The organism is Pantoea sp. Ae19-2 (assembly GCF_059801205.1).
In genome coordinates this window covers 604169-622446 of the sequence record NZ_JBCHWE010000001.1, presented here as the reverse complement: position 1 = coordinate 622446, position 18278 = coordinate 604169, and the positions used below count along the sequence as shown (strand labels likewise).

Sequence of the window (18278 nt, the reverse complement as noted above, 5' to 3'; positions counted from 1 at the left end):
CTGAGTATTTTCTGATTTGCTGGCTGACGCACACTTCAGCAAGGGCCTAAGCTGACAGGTTTTAATGCGGTTTTGACCAGGACGTAGCCTAAAAATCACAATTAAGGAAATTCTTAATTCCGAAATGATAAACCGCGAAATCATTAGAGGCAAAACTGAAACCGTTTACCCCCGACGGGAAACGCCTCTGTGCAGGGTATTTTTCGATACAGGCGCGATCGGGCGGATGCTGCATCAGATCACACTATGGTAAACTCCAGAGCTAATTTTAATGACAGGAGCAGGCGATGAGCGCGCAGTGGGTCATGTTTGGGATTAAAAATTGCGACACGATTAAAAAAGCACGTCGCTGTTTAGAGGCGGCGGGCGTGGACTATCGCTTCCATGATTATCGTGCTGACGGCCTGACCGGTGACCAGCTGCAGCAGTTTATCGACGTACTGGGCTATCAGGATCTGCTCAACACGCGCGGCACGACCTGGCGTAAGCTGCCCGAGGCAGAGCGCGAGGCCGTCACCGATGCCGCCAGTGCAAAAGCGCTGATGCTGGCCCAGCCCGCTATCATCAAGCGCCCTGTCCTGCGCGCACCCGACGGCTCGCTGCTGCTGGGCTTCAACGAATCTCTTTACCAGAATCGTCTTCAGGAGAAGTCATAATATGTTTTGTCCGGTCATTGAGCTGACGCAGCAGCTTATTCGTCGCCCTTCTCTCAGCCCCGATGACGCCGGATGTCAGGCGCTGCTGATTGCACGCCTGGAAGCGATAGGTTTCCACATCGAAACCATGAACATCAACGACACGCTGAATTTCTGGGCCACGCGCGGCGAAGGCGAAACCCTGGCGTTTGCCGGCCACACCGATATTGTTCCCCCGGGCGATGCCAGCCGCTGGATTAATCCCCCGTTTGAACCCACCATCCGCGACGGCATGCTGTTTGGGCGCGGTGCAGCGGATATGAAAGGATCGCTGGCCGCCATGGTTGTTGCCGCCGAGCGGTTTGTCGCCGTTCATCCTCATCACAAGGGGCGTCTGGCCTTTTTAATTACGTCTGACGAAGAAGCCAGCGGCGCGAACGGAACGGTAAAAGTGGTTGAGCGCCTCATGGCGCGTAACGAGCGTCTGGATTATTGCCTGGTCGGAGAACCTTCCAGCAACGAAGTCGTGGGTGACGTCGTGAAAAATGGTCGTCGTGGCTCCATCACCGCGAACCTGACCGTGCATGGCGTACAGGGCCATGTAGCCTATCCCCAACTGGCGGATAATCCCGTGCACCGTGCTCTGCCGGCGCTTAACGAGCTGGTCGCCACGGAATGGGATCAGGGTAACGCCTTTTTCCCGGCCACCAGCATGCAAATCGCCAACATTCAGGCGGGAACCGGCAGTAACAACGTCATCCCCGGCGAGCTGTTTGTGCAGTTCAACTTCCGTTTCAGTACGGAACTCACCGATACCCTGATTCAGCAGCGTGTCGCAGAACTGCTGGACCGCCATCAGTTGCGTTACACCATTGAGTGGAAGCTTTCCGGCCAGCCATTCCTGACCTCACGCGGCAAGCTGGTTGATGCCGTGGTCAACGCCGTTACGCACTATAATGAAATTAAGCCGCAGTTGCAGACTTCTGGTGGAACCTCTGACGGACGTTTTATCGCTCGTATGGGCTCGCAGGTGGTGGAACTGGGTCCGGTGAATGCCACGATTCACAAAATTAACGAATGCGTGAAAGCATCAGACTTACAAATGCTGAGTCGGATGTATCAACGCATCATGGAACAATTGATCGCCTGACAGCGAGGGAAGGAGCGGGCCTATGGAGTTTATTAAAGATTACTGGTGGATCCTGGTGATCCTGCTGATGGTGGGCGTGTTAATGAACGTCTATAAAGATCTGAAACGCATCGATCATAAAAAATTTATGGATAACAAACCCGATCTCCCGCCTCATCGTGATTTCAACGACAAGTGGGACGAGGACGACAACTGGCCGAAGAAAAAATAACGGTCATGCGCCCCTGCCATCGCGAGGGCGCGCGGTTACATCATCATAATGACATCGTCATCGCCAGGTTTTGCCCCGCCTGAGGCTTCATCGAAGTAACGTTTCGGCACGGTATACTGCAAATGATGCAGCGCAAAATCCATGCTGCGCTGATCGATGGCATGCGCCAAATCCTCTACGATATTCAGCGTGACATCACCGCCCAGCGCGGTTAAACGCTGTTCCGCCTGTTGCGCCTGCATCAGCGGGATACGGTCATCATAATCACCATGGATCAGATGCACGGTAGTCCGCGTGCTGGCCTTTTCCGGTAGCGTCACAAAGCGACCGCTAAAGGCAACCGCCCGGCCAGCCAGATCGTCGTGGGCTTTGATGCCTTCCAGCACCATGCTGGCCCCCTGTGAAAACCCCACCAGTGCCGTGGCTTCGGGACGCACCCCGCTTTTCTGCTGCCAGTGACGCACCGACTCGACAAACTGCGGCATGCTGCTGTCTACACAGGCCTGCTCGCTTTTATCATGCAGGCCGGCTTCGTTAAACCATTGACCGCCCGGCCCCGGCGATCCCACCGACACCACCAGCGCCGCCGGAAACGTTTTAGCAAACCAGCTGCCAATTTGACCCATCGCGTCGGGATTGTCCCCCACGGCATGATAAAGCAGAAAGAGCTGGGCAGCCTGAGTGGGCTGCTGAACAATTACATATTTCAGTGTCATATCGACCTCCTGCGACTACTCTACGCCCCCGGGCGCAGGATGATAGTGGGAATATTTGAATGTCTTGGTGGATTTATTGCAATTGCTCACGCAACGCTTCGCCTTCTCTGCCGGGTAACGCCAGTAGCGCAGCGGCGGCTTCAGCGCGTAAGGCCGTAATCAGCATCTTGCGTCCGTTCAGTCGGGCAGACTGAGCCAGTTCAGCCAGGCTGGTGTTGGCGTTCACCGCCTGTCGCAGGAGCGGCAAAGGCTGCTGGCTGATGCCAACCAGCCGCTGAAGTACCGCCAGGCTTGCTTCCAGCGGGCGTTGCGCCCAGGCAAAACCGGCGGCCAGCCAGGCATCGCGCCGGGTAAACGCGTGGTCACAGGCTGCCGGTAGCGGCAGGTCCAGCGGAATATGCGGGCTGAGCAGCGGCCAGTCACGGGCGAGGCTTCCCTCCGCCTTCTGCTGCAGCGCTTTGCCGGCCGTCGTCAGCCCCAGCACGGCCATCGCCGCATAACAACCGCTGCTGGCTTCTCGCTGACTGCCAATTCGCGCCAGCGTAAAGCCACAGGCTTGCCAGAAAGCCCAGAGAGGTTCAGTGTAGCCAAAGCTGACCGAGAGGTAATCATATCCGGCGGCATCCGCGCAGGCGGCGGCCACCAGCTGCTTACCGATTCCCCGGCGGCGCGCAGGTGCGGCAATGGCAATCCGGCTAATTCGCAAGGCGCGCAGCGTGGCGGCTTCCGTCAGCCCGGCGTGCGCGGCCAGCGACTGCGCCACCAGATTACCGCGAGGCCGCCTGTGGCCCGCCCATACCGCTTGCGCCAGTTCATCCGTCAGCCCGCCCTCTTCTACCAGCCATAGCGCGCCCTGTAGCGCCGGAACCTCGCCCGCCAGCCACAGATGCATGCCTGGCGCATCCAACAGGCGACGCAGATCCAGCGGTGAGGTGCGGTAATGCGCACTGGTCAGCAGTTGGTAAGCCGCCTGCTGGGCGGCGAAATCAGACGCCTCTGCTCGCCGGGGCGCACGCTCCTCCAGGGACGGGGTTTCAGCGGCATCCTCAAACAGCAGAGCCTGGTTGAGCCAGTGTTCCAGGGGATCGTGGCGAGCCCAGCGTAGCGGTTCGTCCAGCGTAAAGTAGCGCACCTGCTGCAGCTCAGCGCAGAACTTGAGCATAAAGCCACGGCCGCTGCCTTCGTAACCCTGAATGGTCGTTACCAGCAACACGCGCGGGAAACGTGCTACCAGCGCATGGAGCAGCGGAGCGGGAATGGCCGCGGCTTCATCCACGATGAGCCAGTCAAACTCGGGCTGGTCGGGCAGCGCCAGAATCGCATCCGGTGCCATAAACCGATAATGTTCTCCGGCGAAAGAGGCTAACACTGTGGTGGTAATTTTTGCCGGTGCGGTTACCAGGCAGCGCGTATTCTGTCGCGCCAGCATGCCTGCGAGCGCCGATTTGCCTCTGCCGCGCGCGGCGGTGATGACCGCCACGCCAGCAGAAAAATGCGTCAGCTCTTGCAGAATGCTTTGCTGCTGACTCGCGGCCTGACAGTGCCAGGCCGGCCGTGACGACCAGTTGGGCAGCGCGAGCGGCTGCGGCTGCTGATGCAACAGCGCCTGCTGATCGTCTTCCGTCAGGCGTTGCAGGTGATGGACAAAATGGGGCGTGGCAATCGGCTCGCTGACATCAGCCCAGCGCAGGCTGTCCGCATCGGGCTGCTGCGCCCAGCGCGCCCAGGGGGGCACTAACAGAAGCAGCCAGCTACCAGCCGTCAGCGTTCCGGCCAGCGCCGCCAGCGCCTCGGCATGGAACCCCTGACGGGCATCAAACACGGCATGATGGAATTCACGCCCCAGCAGCGTACGAAATGCGGTCGGGGCGCAGTGCGTGCCGGTTTCCGGCGGGTTATCGCTCAGCCACAGCCAGTCGCCTTCCAGCGTCTGGCTCCATGAGAGCGCGGTGTCCCGGCACCAGTCGGCTTCGCCGCCGATCACGGCCAGCCGCCGTATACCGGCGGCCTGCATGGCGCAGGTCGCTGCTTTCAGGTTCATCCTTTAAGAGCAAAGGTGTCGCACTGGCCAGGGTTACCGCTGTCGAATCCGCGTTTGAACCAGGTATACCGCTGCGCGGACGTACCATGCGTAAAGCTGTCCGGCACAACCCGGCCCTGGGTTTTCTGCTGCAGACGATCGTCACCAATGGCTTCGGCTGCGTTTAACGCTTCCTGTAAATCCCCCACTTCGAGGATTTTTTCCTGTTCCATATAGTGGCCCCAGACGCCCGCAAAGCAGTCGGCCTGAAGCTCCATTTTCACGGACAGTTGATTAATCTGAGTCTGGCTGGCCCCCTGCTGCATCTGACGTACCCGGGGTTCAATGCCCAGCAACTTCTGCACATGGTGGCCGACTTCATGCGCAATGACATAGCCCTGGGCAAAATCGCCGCCTGCCCCAAGCTTGTTTTTCATTTCGTCATAGAATGACAGATCGATATAAACAGTCTGGTCTGCCGGGCAGTAAAAGGGCCCCATAACAGACTGTCCGGTGCCGCAGCCGGTGCGCGTAGCGCCGCGATACATCACCAGCTTCGGCGGCGTATACTGTTTGTTCATCTGTTTGAACAACTTGTCCCAGGTGTCTTCGGTTGTCGCCAGCATGACCGACGTAAACTTTGCCGCCTCATCCTGATTCGGGTTGGCGGTGCGCTGCTGCTGCTGTTGGTTGCCCGATGTCACCTCGCCCCCGGTCAGCAACGGGGTCAGGTCATAACCGTAATAACCCGCCACCGCGACCAGAATCAGCATGATAATGCCCGCCTTGCCGCGTGGCAGAGGAATGCGTCCTCCCCGGTTACCGGATAACTGATTACGGCGATCTTCGACATTGTCGCTTTCGCGACGTCCTTGCCAGCGCATGGTTTTTGCTCCCTGTGGCGTATTAACTCAGATGGCATGATTTTAGATGCGTGATGGCGCAATCACCAGCTTTACACCAAAATGAAAAAGGAGAGCCTGCGCTCTCCTTTTCGTGACCTGCTGAGCGTTACTCAGTCAAGTTTGACGCCCAGGCGACGGGCTACCGCTTCATAGGCTTCAATCAGGCCACCCAGGCTCTGACGGAAACGGTCTTTGTCCATTTTATCCAGGGTTTCTTTGTCCCACAGGCGCGCACCATCGGGTGAGAATTCGTCCCCCAGTACCACTTCGCCGTTGAACAGGCCAAACTCCAGCTTGAAGTCCACCAGAATCAAACCTGCCTTATCAAACAGGTTGCTCAGTACGTCGTTGGCTTTATAGGTCAGCTCACGCATACGGGCCAGATTCTCTTTGCTGACCCAACCAAAGGTTTCGCAGTAAGATTCGTTAACCATCGGATCGTGTTTAGCATCGTCCTTCAGGAACAGGTCGAACAGCGGCGGGTTCAGCACAATCCCTTCTTCGACGCCAAGACGCTTCACCAGCGAACCGGCCGCACGGTTACGGATTACGCACTCGACCGGGACCATGTCCAGCTTTTTCACCAGCGCTTCGTTATCTGACAGCAGGGCTTCCATCTGTGTCGGGATGCCCGCTTCCTGCAGCTTCATCATGATGAAATGATTGAACTTGTTATTCACCATGCCCTTGCGATCAAACTGCTCAATGCGGGCGCCGTCGCCTGCTGATGTATCGTTGCGGAATTCAAGTATCAGCAGATCCGGGTTATCGGTGCTGTATACGGTTTTCGCTTTACCGCGATACAACTCAGCTCGCTTTTGCATCTTATTTAACTCCAAACATGAAAGATCCGGTTCTGAGGCAGGCATTTTGCGTTGATTGCCGTGACGCAATCGATTACCTCGTCTCGCGCTATTATGCCAAAAAACGAAATAAAAAGGCCGGAGAATCTCCGGCCTGGGGTAATTTTTTATTTGTTCATTGCGGCCTGGAACACTGCCACGAGCGCGTCGTTTTGCGCCTGCGTCAGTACATGGCCTTTAGGATCAATAAATTGCAGGCTGGTACGGTTGTCGAGGTCGCCAACCTGAACCTTGTAATCGCCGTTTGGCAACTCAGGATCTTTGGCGCCCACGCTGTCCCAGGTGCTGCTGCCCGGCGCTTTGTAGGTCACTTTCATGCTGCCGGTTGAGCGCGTGCTGTCGGTAACGTCCATTCCTACACGGCTCATGGCCGCAGGCAGACGCTGCCAGGCAATATTGAACGGCGTGCGTAACACCAGCATAGGCAGGCCGGTGTCGTCGGCACCGCTTTGCACATCAATCGCACCGCTGACGCGGCCGGCGGCAGCGTTTTCATTCGCGGTGGCGATTTTGTCCATTCCTGCGGCGATGTCGTTCAGCATCTGCGCGGTATAACGCTGAATCTGCACTGGCGAGGTCACGCTGTTGCCTTCCTGCTGCAGCTCCAGCAGACGGACGGTCAGGACCTGCTGATAACTCTGCGACTGAACGCTGATTTGGTAACGACCACGGTACTGCTTATCTTCGTCTGCACGGTTCCACTGTACCCAGTCGGTGGTCAGCTGTTGTCCGGCGTCATTACGGGAAGCGATCGGGAAGTTATTAGACTGGACGACACCGACAACCTGCGACCAAATCGATCCCCGGCTGTTATCAAACATCAGCACACCAGTGTTATTACTGAACTGGGCGCGTGAGCCGTTCATCAGAGCCAGAGGCTGGGCCGGTGGACGAATATCCAGCTGCTTGCCAACCGGCGCTTTGCTGGTTGAAGGCGGAATATCGTATTCCCCGTTCTGGACAGGCAGAATCATGCCCGACGGTGCCTTCAGCTCCCGCAGACCACTGGCCTGCAGGTAGGACTCATCACCGCTGACCTGGCGTTTGTAACGCTGATCGTTCGAACAGGCCGACAATAGCATCAGGGTGGAAAGCCCCACCACTGTTGCAATCGTTGACCGCTTTACTGAGTAATTCATTCAAACTCCCTAAATTATCGCAAACCCGCTTTCACCAGCGCCTGCTCCACTTTCGGCTGTGCAACCGCAGTCAGTGGTGTCATTGGCAGACGCAGCGTGTCATTAGCGATTAATCCTAGCTGTTTTGCCGCCCATTTAACCGGGATTGGATTAGGTTCACAGAAAAGCGTCTGGTGCAGGTGCATCAGACGCTGATTGAGACGGCGAGCTTCAACGAAATTACCCTGCTGTGCGAGCCTGCACAGCTCGGCCATTTCGCGTGCTGCTATGTTAGCCGTCACCGAAATGACGCCTTTGCCGCCCAGTTGCATAAAGTCCAGTGCGCTGGCATCGTCGCCGCTCACCAGGATGAACTCATCATTAACCAGCTCTTGGATCTGGCTGACACGGGATAAGTTCCCCGTTGCCTCTTTGATTCCGATAATATTTTTGATTTCGGCGAGGCGGGCAACGGTTTCCGGCAACATATCACAGCCGGTGCGCGAAGGTACGTTATACAGCATTTGTGGCAGGCTGGTACTGTCGGCAATCGCTTTAAAGTGCTGAAACAGACCTTCCTGCGTGGGGCGGTTATAGTAAGGTGTGACGGTGAGGCAGCCAATAACGCCAGAATTTTCAAAGCGTTTGGTTAGAGAGATGCCTTCAGCGGTGGCATTCGCACCGGTTCCGGCAATCACGGGAATACGCCCATCCGCCAGTTCCAGGGTTTGCAGCACGACATCACCATGTTCGTCATGGCTCAGCGTGGCAGACTCGCCGGTGGTGCCGACGGAAACGATCGCCGCCGTACCGCTGGCGACATGGTAATCAATCAGTTTTCTCAAACTCGCACGGCAGACATTACCTTTGTCATCCATCGGCGTAACGAGTGCAACAATACTTCCCGTAAACATTGGCGATCCCCTCGACAAACAAGTGCTTCATGGTACGTTTTACACTTAGGGAAAAGCAAGCAAGCTCCGCTATTCCCGCGCTTGTCAGCAGTTTTTTTTATGTTTACCTTATGGTTATTAGCAAATGCACAGGGAATCCTATTTTGCAGCAATCTCAACCCCACCACTTGGTGATCACCGCACTGGGTGTTGACCGCCCGGGTATCGTCAATACGATTACCCGTCACGTCAGCAGTTGCGGTTGCAACATCGAAGACAGTCGCCTTGCCATGCTTGGGGATGAATTCACGTTCATTATGCTGCTGTCCGGTAGCTGGAACGCCATTACGCTGATTGAGTCAACGCTGCCGCTTAAAGGCGCAGAGCTGGAGCTGCTCATCGTGATGAAACGCACCCATGCGACCGCCCGCCCTCCGATGCCGGATACGGCGTTTATTCAGGTCGAAGTCGCTGACTCACCGCATATTATTGAGCGCTTTACGGATTTAACGGACAAGCACCTGATGAACATCGCTGAACTGGTGTCACGCATTCAGCCAGCCCAGCACGACAGGCCCGCTACGCTCTATATTCAGATGACGGCGCACAGCCCGACGCGGAGCGATGGTCCGGCCTTTGAGCAGGCCTTTAATGAATTATGCCAGGAGCTTAACGCGCAGGGTTCGTTGCGTCTCTACAGCCTGAGCGATGCCGATAATCGTGAACTGGCCGCACCTGGCAGGTAAAGACGAGCGCCCCCGTGACTGTTCTGCTACGTTAAAAGTGCAGTCAGGTGAGGAATACGTCTGAAACAGATAATTTTCCATTTGGCAGTTTCTCGCCTCTTGGTGTATTAACCACAGCATGAACTCAAAATGGAGAGATGTGATGAATCCACTGAAAGCCGGTGATACCGCACCGAAATTTAGCTTGCCCGATCAGGATGGCGAACAAGTAAATTTAGCCGACTTCCAGGGGCAGCGTGTTCTGGTCTATTTCTATCCAAAAGCCATGACGCCGGGTTGTACCGTGCAGGCATGCGGTCTGCGTGACAACATGGATGAGCTGAAAAAAGCTGGCGTCGAGGTGCTGGGGATCAGCACGGATAAACCCGAAAAGCTGTCACGTTTTGCAGAAAAAGAGCTGCTTAACTTCACGCTGCTGTCGGACCAGGAGCATCAGGTTTGCGAGCAGTTTGGCGTCTGGGGTGAAAAAACCTTTATGGGGAAAACCTACGACGGCATTCATCGCATCAGTTTCCTGGTGGATGCGAATGGCAAAATCGAAAAGGTGTTCGACGATTTCAAAACGTCAAACCACCACGACATCGTGATGGACTACCTCAAGTCAGCCTGATGTCTTCAGGGCGCGGCATCGTCCGCGCCCTGAACGTTTAGCGACTCAGCGTTTCATCCAGCGGGGCTTCAGGCCACGCGTGCACCACCGCCTTGACCAGGGTGGCGAGCGGAATCGCAAAAAACACGCCCCAGAATCCCCACATTCCGCCAAAGATCACCACTGACAAGATGATCACCAGCGGATGCAGATTGACCGCTTCTGAGAACAAAATCGGCACCAGCACATTGCCGTCCAGTGCCTGAATCACCAGATAGACGGTTAACAGCGTCCAGAACTCGCTATCAAGCCCCCACTGAAACAACCCTACGCCAATAACCGGAATGGTGACCAGCATCGCGCCGATATAGGGGATCAGAACCGAAACCCCCACTAATACGGCCAGCAAAAGCGAGTAGTTAAGGCCGAGGAACATGAAAGCCAGCCAGCTGGCGATCCCGACCACCACCATTTCCAGCACCTTGCCGCGAATGTAGTTAGTAATTTGCTGATTCATCTCCTGCCACACTTCCCCTGCCAGCCCGCGATTGCGCGGCAGCACGCGCCGAACGGCGTTCAGCATCTGCTCTTTGTCCTTCAGCAGGAAGAACACCATGAGCGGCACCAGCACGAGATAAATCATCAGGGTCATCAAGCCTACCAGCGAGGCCAGGGAATATTTCACCAGCGAATCGCCTACCCCGCTAAGACGACCGCGCAGGTTTTCAACGATGACGTCAATGATGCCCGCATCGACCAGGGCGGGGAAACGTCGGGGTAAACCCGCCGCATACAGATAGAGCTTGTTCAGCATGTTGGGCAGATCCCGCGTCAGGTTGATGCCCTGCTGCCAGGCGACGGGGGCGACAATCAAGACCAGAACCAGCAGAATCCCGGCAAACAGCACCAACACGATGCTGGTCGCCCAGCTCCGCGTACAGCCAATGCGTTGCAGCCGTACCGTCGGCCATTCAAGCAGGTAAGCGAGAACCAGCGCCACCAGCAAGGGCGCCAGCAACCCACTCAGAAAGAAAAGAATGCAGAATCCCGCCAGCAGAATTACCAGCAGGCCAATCGCCTGCGGATCGCTAAAACGGCGTTTGTACCATTGAATCAATAAAGCCAGCATGCCGTTGGGTCCATAACGTCAAAAAGGGCCATGATTGTACCGGATATTCTGGTGCGGGAAAGATGTGAAAAGCAGTCTGTGGCCTGACAGCTTTCGTTGACCGGGCGATGGCGGGCCTGCACGGCCCTGTTAACGGGAGTTTGAACCTGGCTGAGGCTGTCCACTGGCAGGCGAATCGCCACCGATTCTATTCACAGCGGGCCGAACGCCTTTCCGGCCCGCTGTCGGTCAATGTTCTGGGGTCAGGCTTCGTTTACCCAAATACGCATCTCCCCTTCTCCCCGGTTCGCCCAGCAGAACCAGGGGATAAACGTTAACGTCTGGCTCTGCGGTGCAGCCGGTGCGCGGTCGTAGTTCCACAGCGGCTGTTGCGCTGGCTCGTGGGCGGTCTTTTTCACCCCTTCAGCCTGGATTACTACCTTGTGCGCAAAGACGCCCTTCCCTTCAAAGGTGTTGAACGCCGCAGACGCGGGCAGCCATACATTGTGTAACTGCTCGCCGTTATCGGCCTGCTCCAGGCAGTAGACTATCGGCCCGCGCTGGACAGCCACCTTACCCGCCACATGACGCACGAGCGGATTACCGTACACCCGGCGCACCGGCATCGGAAGCGTTAGCGTGAGCGTGTCGCCCTCCTGCCAAATCCGTTCAATGTACAGGTAGCCTTTGCGGGCGCGATCCGTCACCACCTCACCGTTACAGCTCACCTGCGGCGCCTCGCACCAGTCAGGCAATCGTAACGCCAGCGTATGTTTTACGGGCTGGGTGGCATCGACAGAAATCGTGACCGTTTCCTCCCAGGGAAAGTTACCGCTGATACGGATACCCAACGTGCGATCGCCGACGGGCACATCAACCCGGTTGCCGACGTAGAGATTGATAAAGAGCGCATTCTCGTGCGGCGTATAGATATAGTGACCGAGCGAGGTCAGTAAACGCGCGATGTTCGGTGGGCAACAGGCACAGCCAAACCAGCGCTGGCGCACCGGTTTCACATGATCGTAAAGATGGTTGAAATGCAGGGTTTTCGGCTGCACCTCCAGCGGATTGACGTAGAAGAAATGTTTCCCGTCCAGCGCCATACCGCCCAGTACCGTATTATACAGCGCGCGCTCCATCACATCGGCGTACTGGCTGTCGGCTTCCATTTCCAGCATACGTCTGGCAAACATCATCAGGCCAATGGACGCGCAGCTTTCGGCATATACCGTGTCATTGGGTAAATCATAATCGCTGCTGAACGCCTCACCGCTGCTTTGGGAGCCGATTCCGCCCGTAATATAAAGCTGCCGCTGAGCCATGTTGTGCCACAGCCGCAGGCAGTCCTGACGCTTTCCTTCGTCCTGACTCAGACGCGCGAGGTGCGCTACGCCGGTCATCAGATAAACAAACCGCACCGCGTGGCCCACTGCGTGCTGCTGTTCGGCAAGAGGCTGATGCGCCTGGCTGTAAGCCTTGTCCTTCACCATCCATGCCGGGCCATAGGTATGCCAGTAGGAAGTCTGACCGCGTTTCTCGTACTCAATATCATAGAAGTGAGGCTGGGTGCCGCGCTGCGTGACAAACGTATTCACCAGCGCCAGATAGCGTGGTTGCTGAGTCACTTCATACAACCGCATCAGCGCCAGCTCGATCTCGGGATGGCCAGGATAACCATGCAGCTGATGCTCCTCAGGGCCGAAGACGCTGTCGATATGGTCGGCGAGCCTGCACACCACCTCCAGTAAACGGCGTTTGCCGGTCGCCTGGTAAAATGCCACGCCCGCCTCAATCATGTGCCCGGCGCAGTAAAGCTCGTGGCACTCGGCAAGGTTGGTCCAACGATCTTGCGGCGCTTTCACGGTGAAGTAAGTGTTGAGATAGCCATCCTCGCACTGCGCCGCCGCGATCAGCTCAATCACCTCATCGGCCGTTTTCTCCAGTTCCGCGTCATGCTTCTGGCAAAGCGACCAGGCCACCGCCTCCAGCCATTTCGCTACATCGCTGTCCTGAAACACCATGCCATAGAATTCCCCGTCCTGCTGGCCAGCCGCGATGCGAAAGTTTTCGATGGCATGGCTGGGATCGGCTTCTTCGATCCGATCGTTAAGCGCCTCCCACTGATAAGGAATGACCACCTCCCGCACCAGTTGTTGATACTTACCGAGAAACGGATCGTGGATAGTCAGCTTATGCAGATCGACTTCATTGACAGACATCTTACTCTCCTCAAGACGGAACATGGCGAATACGCAGGTCGTGGGCGATCTGCGCCATCATCGGGTTAGTGAGCTTGCAGGCGCGGATGGTGAATGCCAGCAACAGGTGGAACAGCGCCGGTAACAGGGTTTCCGTGGCGGTAATACCGTGCAGGGAGGCAGCCGTCTGATTGCCGATCCCCGGCTTATAAGCCACGATGACAAACAGTAGGCTGATAATGACGGCGCTGGAGGCCCAGGCAAGCTTGATAAAGAACAGGTTAAACGCGAAATTCATGCCCGACGAGCGGACACCGTTTTTCCATTCGCCGTAGTCATCAGCAAAGGCCATTAGGGCAAAATGCAGCGGCAAAGTGAACCCAAGGATGATGCCATTACTGAGGATCACCACCAGCCACAATATCTGCCATGACGGCCCGACCGGCAGGAACCACATCATGACTGCGAGTGCGGCCAGCACAAGGTTGGTCCAGTAATACAGCCGGACGGTGTCAATGCGCCTGGAAAGCGGGTTCACGATCACCGATCCCACAATGGAGGCTAACGTCACCATGGTAAAAAACAGCGACGTGAAAGCCGTGCTGCCCTGTAACACATAGGTAATGAAGTACATGTAGCCGCCGCCGCGAATGTTAAACACGTTAATCAGCAAAAAAGACATCACCAGCATCAGCAACAGCTGATCGTTTTTGCGTAGCCCGACCAGATGCTCACGCAGGGTAAATTTGCCCAGGCTGTCCAGCGGTACGCGCTCGCGGACCCAAAAGAAGCAACACAGGAACATCACGACCGCCAGAGCGCACAGGATACCGACGCCAGACTGATAGCCCAGGGCCGCATTCCCCTTACCCAACACCGCGACCAGCCACGGCAGCCCTACCGAAACCAGAAACCCGGCCACCCCGCACAATACAAAGCGCCATGACTGGCAGGCCAGCACTTCTGTGTGGCGGGTGGTCATGGTGTTGATCAGCGCGCAATAGGGCACGTTGATGGCGGTATAGCTCACAGAGAGCAGCAGATAGGTGGCAAACGCCCAAACAATTTTCATGTCCATGCTGACGGCGGGCACGGTGAACGTCAGCGCGCCAATGAGGCCAAGGGGAACGGCCACCCAGAGCTGCCACGGGCGGAAGCGCCCCCAACGGCTATGGGTTCTGTCGGCAATGACGCCCATCACCGGATCGGAGACCGCGTCAAACACGCGCAGCACCATAAACAGGGTGCCGACCAGCGCGGGCGTTAAGCCAAACACATCGGTGTAGAAAAACGTCAGGAAGTTGGTGATCAGGCAGGTGATCACCGTGCCGCCGGCGTCACCCAAGCCGTAACCTATTTTCTCTCGCAGGGACAGCGCACTCTGCGTAGCCGACGGGCTAAGATCGGCCTGAGCGATAGTCGTAGAAGTCATTTAAAATGCCTCATGCAGGACAGAGAGGATTGCCCGCTTTATGCCGGGCTTATTGGTGTTTTAGCGCTTAACCCGATTTATTTTGTCAGGAATCCGTTCACCAACAAGAGCACAAAAAAGTATAAAAACGGGGTAATTCCGACCTGTGAAGCAAAGTGTGAACTGGATCAGGTACATGTCTTTTTTTTAGTTAATAATCAGAGAGAAAGACATCAATTACCTCTGTAGCAGCGGGAAAATGAATAACGATGTTCGAATTATCCATAACGTTTCCGATACAGGTGCAAAATGGCGGGCTGTTTATTTCGCGCGGCGTGGGAACCCATCCTGCACGCAGGCTGACCTCCTGGGAGATCATTTTCGTTGAACGCGGGCAGTTAACGATTCGGGAGGATGGCGAGCTGTTCAGCGTGCAGGCGGGCGAAAGCCTGCTGCTGAGGCCAGGGCATTTGCATGTGGGAGAAGGGATTTTTCCGGCCGATCTGAAATTTTACTGGCTGCATTTTGACTGGCAGAAACAGCCTGAGCAGCATGGCTTACACCAGGCACTGCTCCACCTTCCCCAGCATACGCGCGTTGGCGATCCGGCCTATATCATCGCCCTGTTCCGGCAGTTCCTCAGCGAGCAGGAAAACATTCACCGCAGCGTCGCGCTGGAGTGTATTTTACTGCTTATACTGCAGCAGCTCGCGGCTCCGGCGCTGCACGAGGATGTTGTCGACAGCCCCGGCGTTGACCTGGCCTGGAAAGCCAATCAGCTTATTCGCACGCAGTATCACCTGGCGCTTTCAACCTCCACGCTGGCGAAAACGCTGCATTGCAATGCCGATTATCTGGGACGTGTTTACCGGCGCGTGTTTCGCCTGACGCTGACGGAAGCCCTTCACCGGCAGCGCGTATTAATGGCAGAAAAGCTGCTGATCGGCGATAAGCTGCCCTTAACCGAGGTAGCGCGTCAGTGTGGGTTCAATGATGTGGGCTATTTCCGTCAGATATTCCGTAAGCATACAGGGTTAACACCTGCCAGCTGGAAGCGACGCTACTGCCGCGAGCATATCAATTCCTGATGGCTCGCCCGGATTGCCGGGCGGGCCAGAAACCGTTAGCGCACAGTCTTGATCAAGAGGCTTTTACGCGTTTGGCAACCACGGTGCAGTTGCGACCGCTGTTCTTAGCCTGATACAGGGCATCGTCAGCCCGCTTCAGGCTGCTTTCCAGCGGCGGCCGCCGGGCATCCCACTCCGCTACGCCGATGGAAATCGTGATATGGCCGACCGCCTCGATAGCGTTATCCGCGATGCTGATGCGAATGCGCTCGGCCGTCGCCTCAGCCTCTTTCAGAGGCGTGTTAGGCAACAGCATTAAAAACTCTTCACCACCGTTACGGCAGACCACATCCGACTGCCGGGCGCTCTGTCGTAGCGTCTGCGCCACCTGCCGAATCACCCGATCGCCGACGTCGTGTCCCCAGTTGTCATTGACGCTTTTGAAATGATCGATATCCAGGGCGAGCACGGCAAAAGGCTGGCGCATCGTCTGGTAGTAATCGAGTACCGCGTTAAGCCCGCGGCGGTTGAGTAACAGCGTTAGCGAATCGGTCTGCGCTTCCGAACTCAGCCGACCAATTTTGTCCTGTACCAGCCCAATACCGGTTAACAGCGCCCGTTTAACCTGGGCGGCCTCAAAGTACCATGCCCGAATGCCGCCAATTTCGTAGGTGGCGCTTGAGGCATCAATCTTGCTGGCCTTGCGGGCCAGTTGCCAGAGCGGCATGGCAATCATCCGTGCCAGAATGACCGCCACCAGCAAGGTCAGTAAGGCAAAGGGCACTGAATGCTTCAGGACTTTCAGGAGCAACCCCGACAGCGGTTGCAGCGTGACGTCGACAGGTTTCAACGCCACCACCATCCAGCCCGTCGTGGGGACGATGGCGTAGCCGGCCAGCCGGGTCGGTTTGTCGGGCTCAGTTAAGACCAGCGAGCCGTTATCTTTTTCCTGACGTTCCCGATCGCTCATCAGTGGCGACATGGTTTTGCCCACCATCTGGCGGTTCTGGTGATACAGCACCTGATTATCGCCGTCGAGAACAAATACGCTGGTGCCGTCGCGATAAAACTGTTCACCCAGAAGCGCATTCAGAATACTTTTCTTTTTCAGGTAAATCGTCCCGCCAATATAGCCCAGATAGCGTCCCTGGTTATTCCAGATGGGCCATGAGACAAAAATCAGCAGGTTATTGGCGGCAGAGAGTGTCGGTCTGCTAATCAGCGGTTGCCGGGTCTGCAGCGCTTCGCGGGCCGCATCGCTGGTCAGATGCATCCCGGTTAAGGTCAGCGATTCGGGAGATATTGCGCGCACCGTACCCGTTTCATCCACCACGGCGACCGAGTTAAAACTGTCGGTCTGCTCACGTAGACGGTTCACTTCCGCTTTGAGCAGTGCCTCATTATTGAAATCTTTTCCCAGTAAATTAGCACTGAAGTGCAACTGGGACTGCGCCAGCCGGAAAAAGACTTCGCTGGTGGAGGCCAGTTTGGCAGCGTAAGCGCGGTTGGCTTCCAGGGTGCTGTCGATCAGCACCATGCGTTGCACACGCCAGGTTGCATATAAATTATTGGCAAGCGTGATGACTATGCTGGCAATAACCAGCAGCGCAATAAGCGTGCGTAAGTCCGCCCGGGGACGGAAATTTATGAGCATGGCGGGAACGCCACAGTGCAAAGATTCATTTTGCTGTGCCTGACTCTGTTGTTTTTATCGTGATTGCGGTCCTACAGCGTGTAAGTTTACACGCTGTAGGACAATTTGAGCAGGTTTAAGCGCGGCATTAACCAAAAAGTCAGCCCGTATGGCTTTTAATCGATTAACCCGTTTTGATCATAAAAGGGCCAGGGGCCATCATAGTCTCCAATCGCACACTGATGCGTGGTCATTCCCTGCTGCGGATGCCAGCGATGCAGTAAAAATCCTGCCGGTTCCAGCATGAAGTTTGCCGGGCCATCCGGTTGCAGATCCAGCGCAACCTGATGAGACACGCCGGGGGCAATGCAGGCCAGCGTACCGGCAAAGCGGGTCTGAATCGCGCGGTGTACATGGCCACACAGCACACGTTCGACCTGCGGATGACGACTGACGATCGCCGCCAGCGCAGCAGGGGCGCGTAAACGCTGGCGATCCATATGATCGATACCGCAGACAAAGGGCGGATGATGCAGCATCACCAGCGCGGGGCTGTCCGGTGACGCGGTCAGTGCGGCATCCAGCCAGTCAAGCTGCTGTTCATCAAGCTCGCCCCACGGCTGCTGCGGCACGCTGGAATCGAGCGCCAGTAGCTGAACCCCCTTAACCTCCCGTTGCCAGTTGAGCGTCGGGCCCTGTTGCAGATAGGGATGATCGGGAAACGCCGCCCGTAGCGCCTGGCGATCGTCATGATTTCCCGCCATCAGGTAAAACGGCAACGCCAGGGTGGCCAGCGCCTGCCGCAGCGTCTGATACTCTTCTGCCGTACCAAAATCCACCAGGTCGCCGGTTATGACCACCGCATCGGGCCGGGGCGTCAGGCCATTCAGGGTTGCTATCGCCCGTAACAGGGCATTATACGTATCGACTTTTTTATACGACAGACGACCGTGCGCTTTAATATGCAAGTCGCTGATTTGAGCAATCAGCACAGGTTTAACGGACAAACGTTGAC

Annotated in this window: 17 protein-coding genes; 6 read left to right on the top strand and 11 right to left on the bottom strand. The window is 56.5% G+C overall.

Features of this window, described 5'->3' with window-relative positions; translation table 11 throughout:
* Nucleotides 1-287: 287 nt before the first annotated feature.
* Genes AAIE03_RS02975 through AAIE03_RS02965 form a run of 3 tightly spaced genes read left to right on the top strand, consistent with a single transcriptional unit; the run spans nt 288 to nt 1996 of the window.
* Complete coding sequence (locus AAIE03_RS02975; protein WP_013026675.1) at nt 288-656, top strand: ArsC family reductase; 369 nt, start codon at nt 288-290, stop codon at nt 654-656.
* 1 nt (nt 657) lies between these two features.
* A complete protein-coding gene (gene dapE, locus AAIE03_RS02970) occupies nt 658-1785 on the top strand; it encodes a succinyl-diaminopimelate desuccinylase (protein WP_013026676.1) in 1128 nt (375 codons plus the stop codon).
* A gap of 22 nt (nt 1786-1807) precedes the next feature.
* Nucleotides 1808-1996, top strand: coding sequence for a YpfN family protein (locus tag AAIE03_RS02965; protein WP_013026677.1), 189 nt, complete (start codon nt 1808-1810; stop codon nt 1994-1996).
* A gap of 35 nt (nt 1997-2031) precedes the next feature.
* Here the strand turns inward: AAIE03_RS02965 and ypfH are convergent, their stop codons facing one another.
* From ypfH to dapA, 6 genes are all read right to left on the bottom strand, one after another.
* On the bottom strand, nt 2032-2712 hold the full coding sequence (gene ypfH, locus AAIE03_RS02960; protein ID WP_014594276.1) for an esterase: 681 nt from the start codon (nt 2710-2712) through the stop codon (nt 2032-2034).
* Between the two features lie 73 nt (nt 2713-2785).
* Nucleotides 2786-4753, bottom strand: coding sequence for a tRNA(Met) cytidine acetyltransferase TmcA (locus tag AAIE03_RS02955; protein WP_210510360.1), 1968 nt, complete (start codon nt 4751-4753; stop codon nt 2786-2788).
* Nucleotides 4750-5616: a KPN_02809 family neutral zinc metallopeptidase gene (gene ypfJ / locus AAIE03_RS02950; protein WP_210510362.1), complete on the bottom strand. Its 867-nt coding sequence runs from the start codon at nt 5614-5616 to the stop codon at nt 4750-4752. Before ypfJ ends, AAIE03_RS02955 begins: the two co-directional genes overlap by 4 nt.
* 131 nt (nt 5617-5747) lie before the next feature.
* Nucleotides 5748-6461 (bottom strand): phosphoribosylaminoimidazolesuccinocarboxamide synthase, encoded by a 714-nt coding sequence (purC, locus tag AAIE03_RS02945; protein ID WP_042678122.1) that lies wholly within the window; start codon nt 6459-6461, stop codon nt 5748-5750.
* Between the two features lie 146 nt (nt 6462-6607).
* Nucleotides 6608-7639 carry an outer membrane protein assembly factor BamC gene (gene bamC / locus AAIE03_RS02940; RefSeq protein WP_210510371.1) on the bottom strand — a complete coding sequence of 344 codons (1032 nt, stop codon included), beginning with the start codon at nt 7637-7639 and terminating at the stop codon, nt 6608-6610.
* A 14-nt stretch (nt 7640-7653) separates the two neighbouring features.
* On the bottom strand, nt 7654-8532 hold the full coding sequence (gene dapA / locus AAIE03_RS02935; protein WP_014594282.1) for a 4-hydroxy-tetrahydrodipicolinate synthase: 879 nt from the start codon (nt 8530-8532) through the stop codon (nt 7654-7656).
* A gap of 143 nt (nt 8533-8675) precedes the next feature.
* Here dapA and AAIE03_RS02930 point away from each other — a divergent pair, with 143 nt between their 5' ends.
* Both AAIE03_RS02930 and bcp read left to right on the top strand, forming a co-directional pair.
* A complete protein-coding gene (locus AAIE03_RS02930; RefSeq protein ID WP_089517136.1) occupies nt 8676-9257 on the top strand; it encodes a glycine cleavage system transcriptional repressor in 582 nt (193 codons plus the stop codon).
* 142 nt (nt 9258-9399) lie between these two features.
* Entirely contained in the window at nt 9400-9867 is a 468-nt protein-coding gene (gene bcp, locus AAIE03_RS02925; RefSeq protein WP_014605294.1) for a thioredoxin-dependent thiol peroxidase, read from the top strand.
* Between the two features lie 37 nt (nt 9868-9904).
* On the opposite strand, the gene AAIE03_RS02920 is transcribed toward bcp, so the two are convergent.
* From AAIE03_RS02920 to AAIE03_RS02910, 3 genes are all read right to left on the bottom strand, one after another.
* Nucleotides 9905-10975 (bottom strand): AI-2E family transporter, encoded by a 1071-nt coding sequence (locus tag AAIE03_RS02920; protein WP_013026686.1) that lies wholly within the window; start codon nt 10973-10975, stop codon nt 9905-9907.
* Nucleotides 10976-11217: 242 nt separating this feature from the next.
* The gene (locus AAIE03_RS02915) at nt 11218-13173 is read right to left on the bottom strand and encodes a glycoside hydrolase family 127 protein (protein ID WP_210510373.1); all 1956 of its coding nucleotides are present in this window, start codon (nt 13171-13173) and stop codon (nt 11218-11220) included.
* Nucleotides 13174-13183: 10 nt separating this feature from the next.
* Nucleotides 13184-14584, bottom strand: a complete 1401-nt coding sequence (locus tag AAIE03_RS02910) for an MFS transporter (protein WP_029568379.1) — start codon at nt 14582-14584, stop codon at nt 13184-13186.
* A 248-nt stretch (nt 14585-14832) separates the two neighbouring features.
* On the opposite strand from AAIE03_RS02910, the gene AAIE03_RS02905 reads away from it, so the two are divergent.
* Entirely contained in the window at nt 14833-15651 is an 819-nt protein-coding gene (locus AAIE03_RS02905) for a helix-turn-helix domain-containing protein (protein WP_013026690.1), read from the top strand.
* 52 nt (nt 15652-15703) lie between these two features.
* On the opposite strand, the gene AAIE03_RS02900 is transcribed toward AAIE03_RS02905, so the two are convergent.
* Nucleotides 15704-17284 (bottom strand): sensor domain-containing diguanylate cyclase, encoded by a 1581-nt coding sequence (locus AAIE03_RS02900; RefSeq protein WP_014594286.1) that lies wholly within the window; start codon nt 17282-17284, stop codon nt 15704-15706.
* Between the two features lie 155 nt (nt 17285-17439).
* On the bottom strand, nt 17440-18270 hold the full coding sequence (locus tag AAIE03_RS02895) for a phosphodiesterase (RefSeq protein ID WP_013026692.1): 831 nt from the start codon (nt 18268-18270) through the stop codon (nt 17440-17442).
* Between the last annotated feature and the right edge of the window lie 8 nt (nt 18271-18278).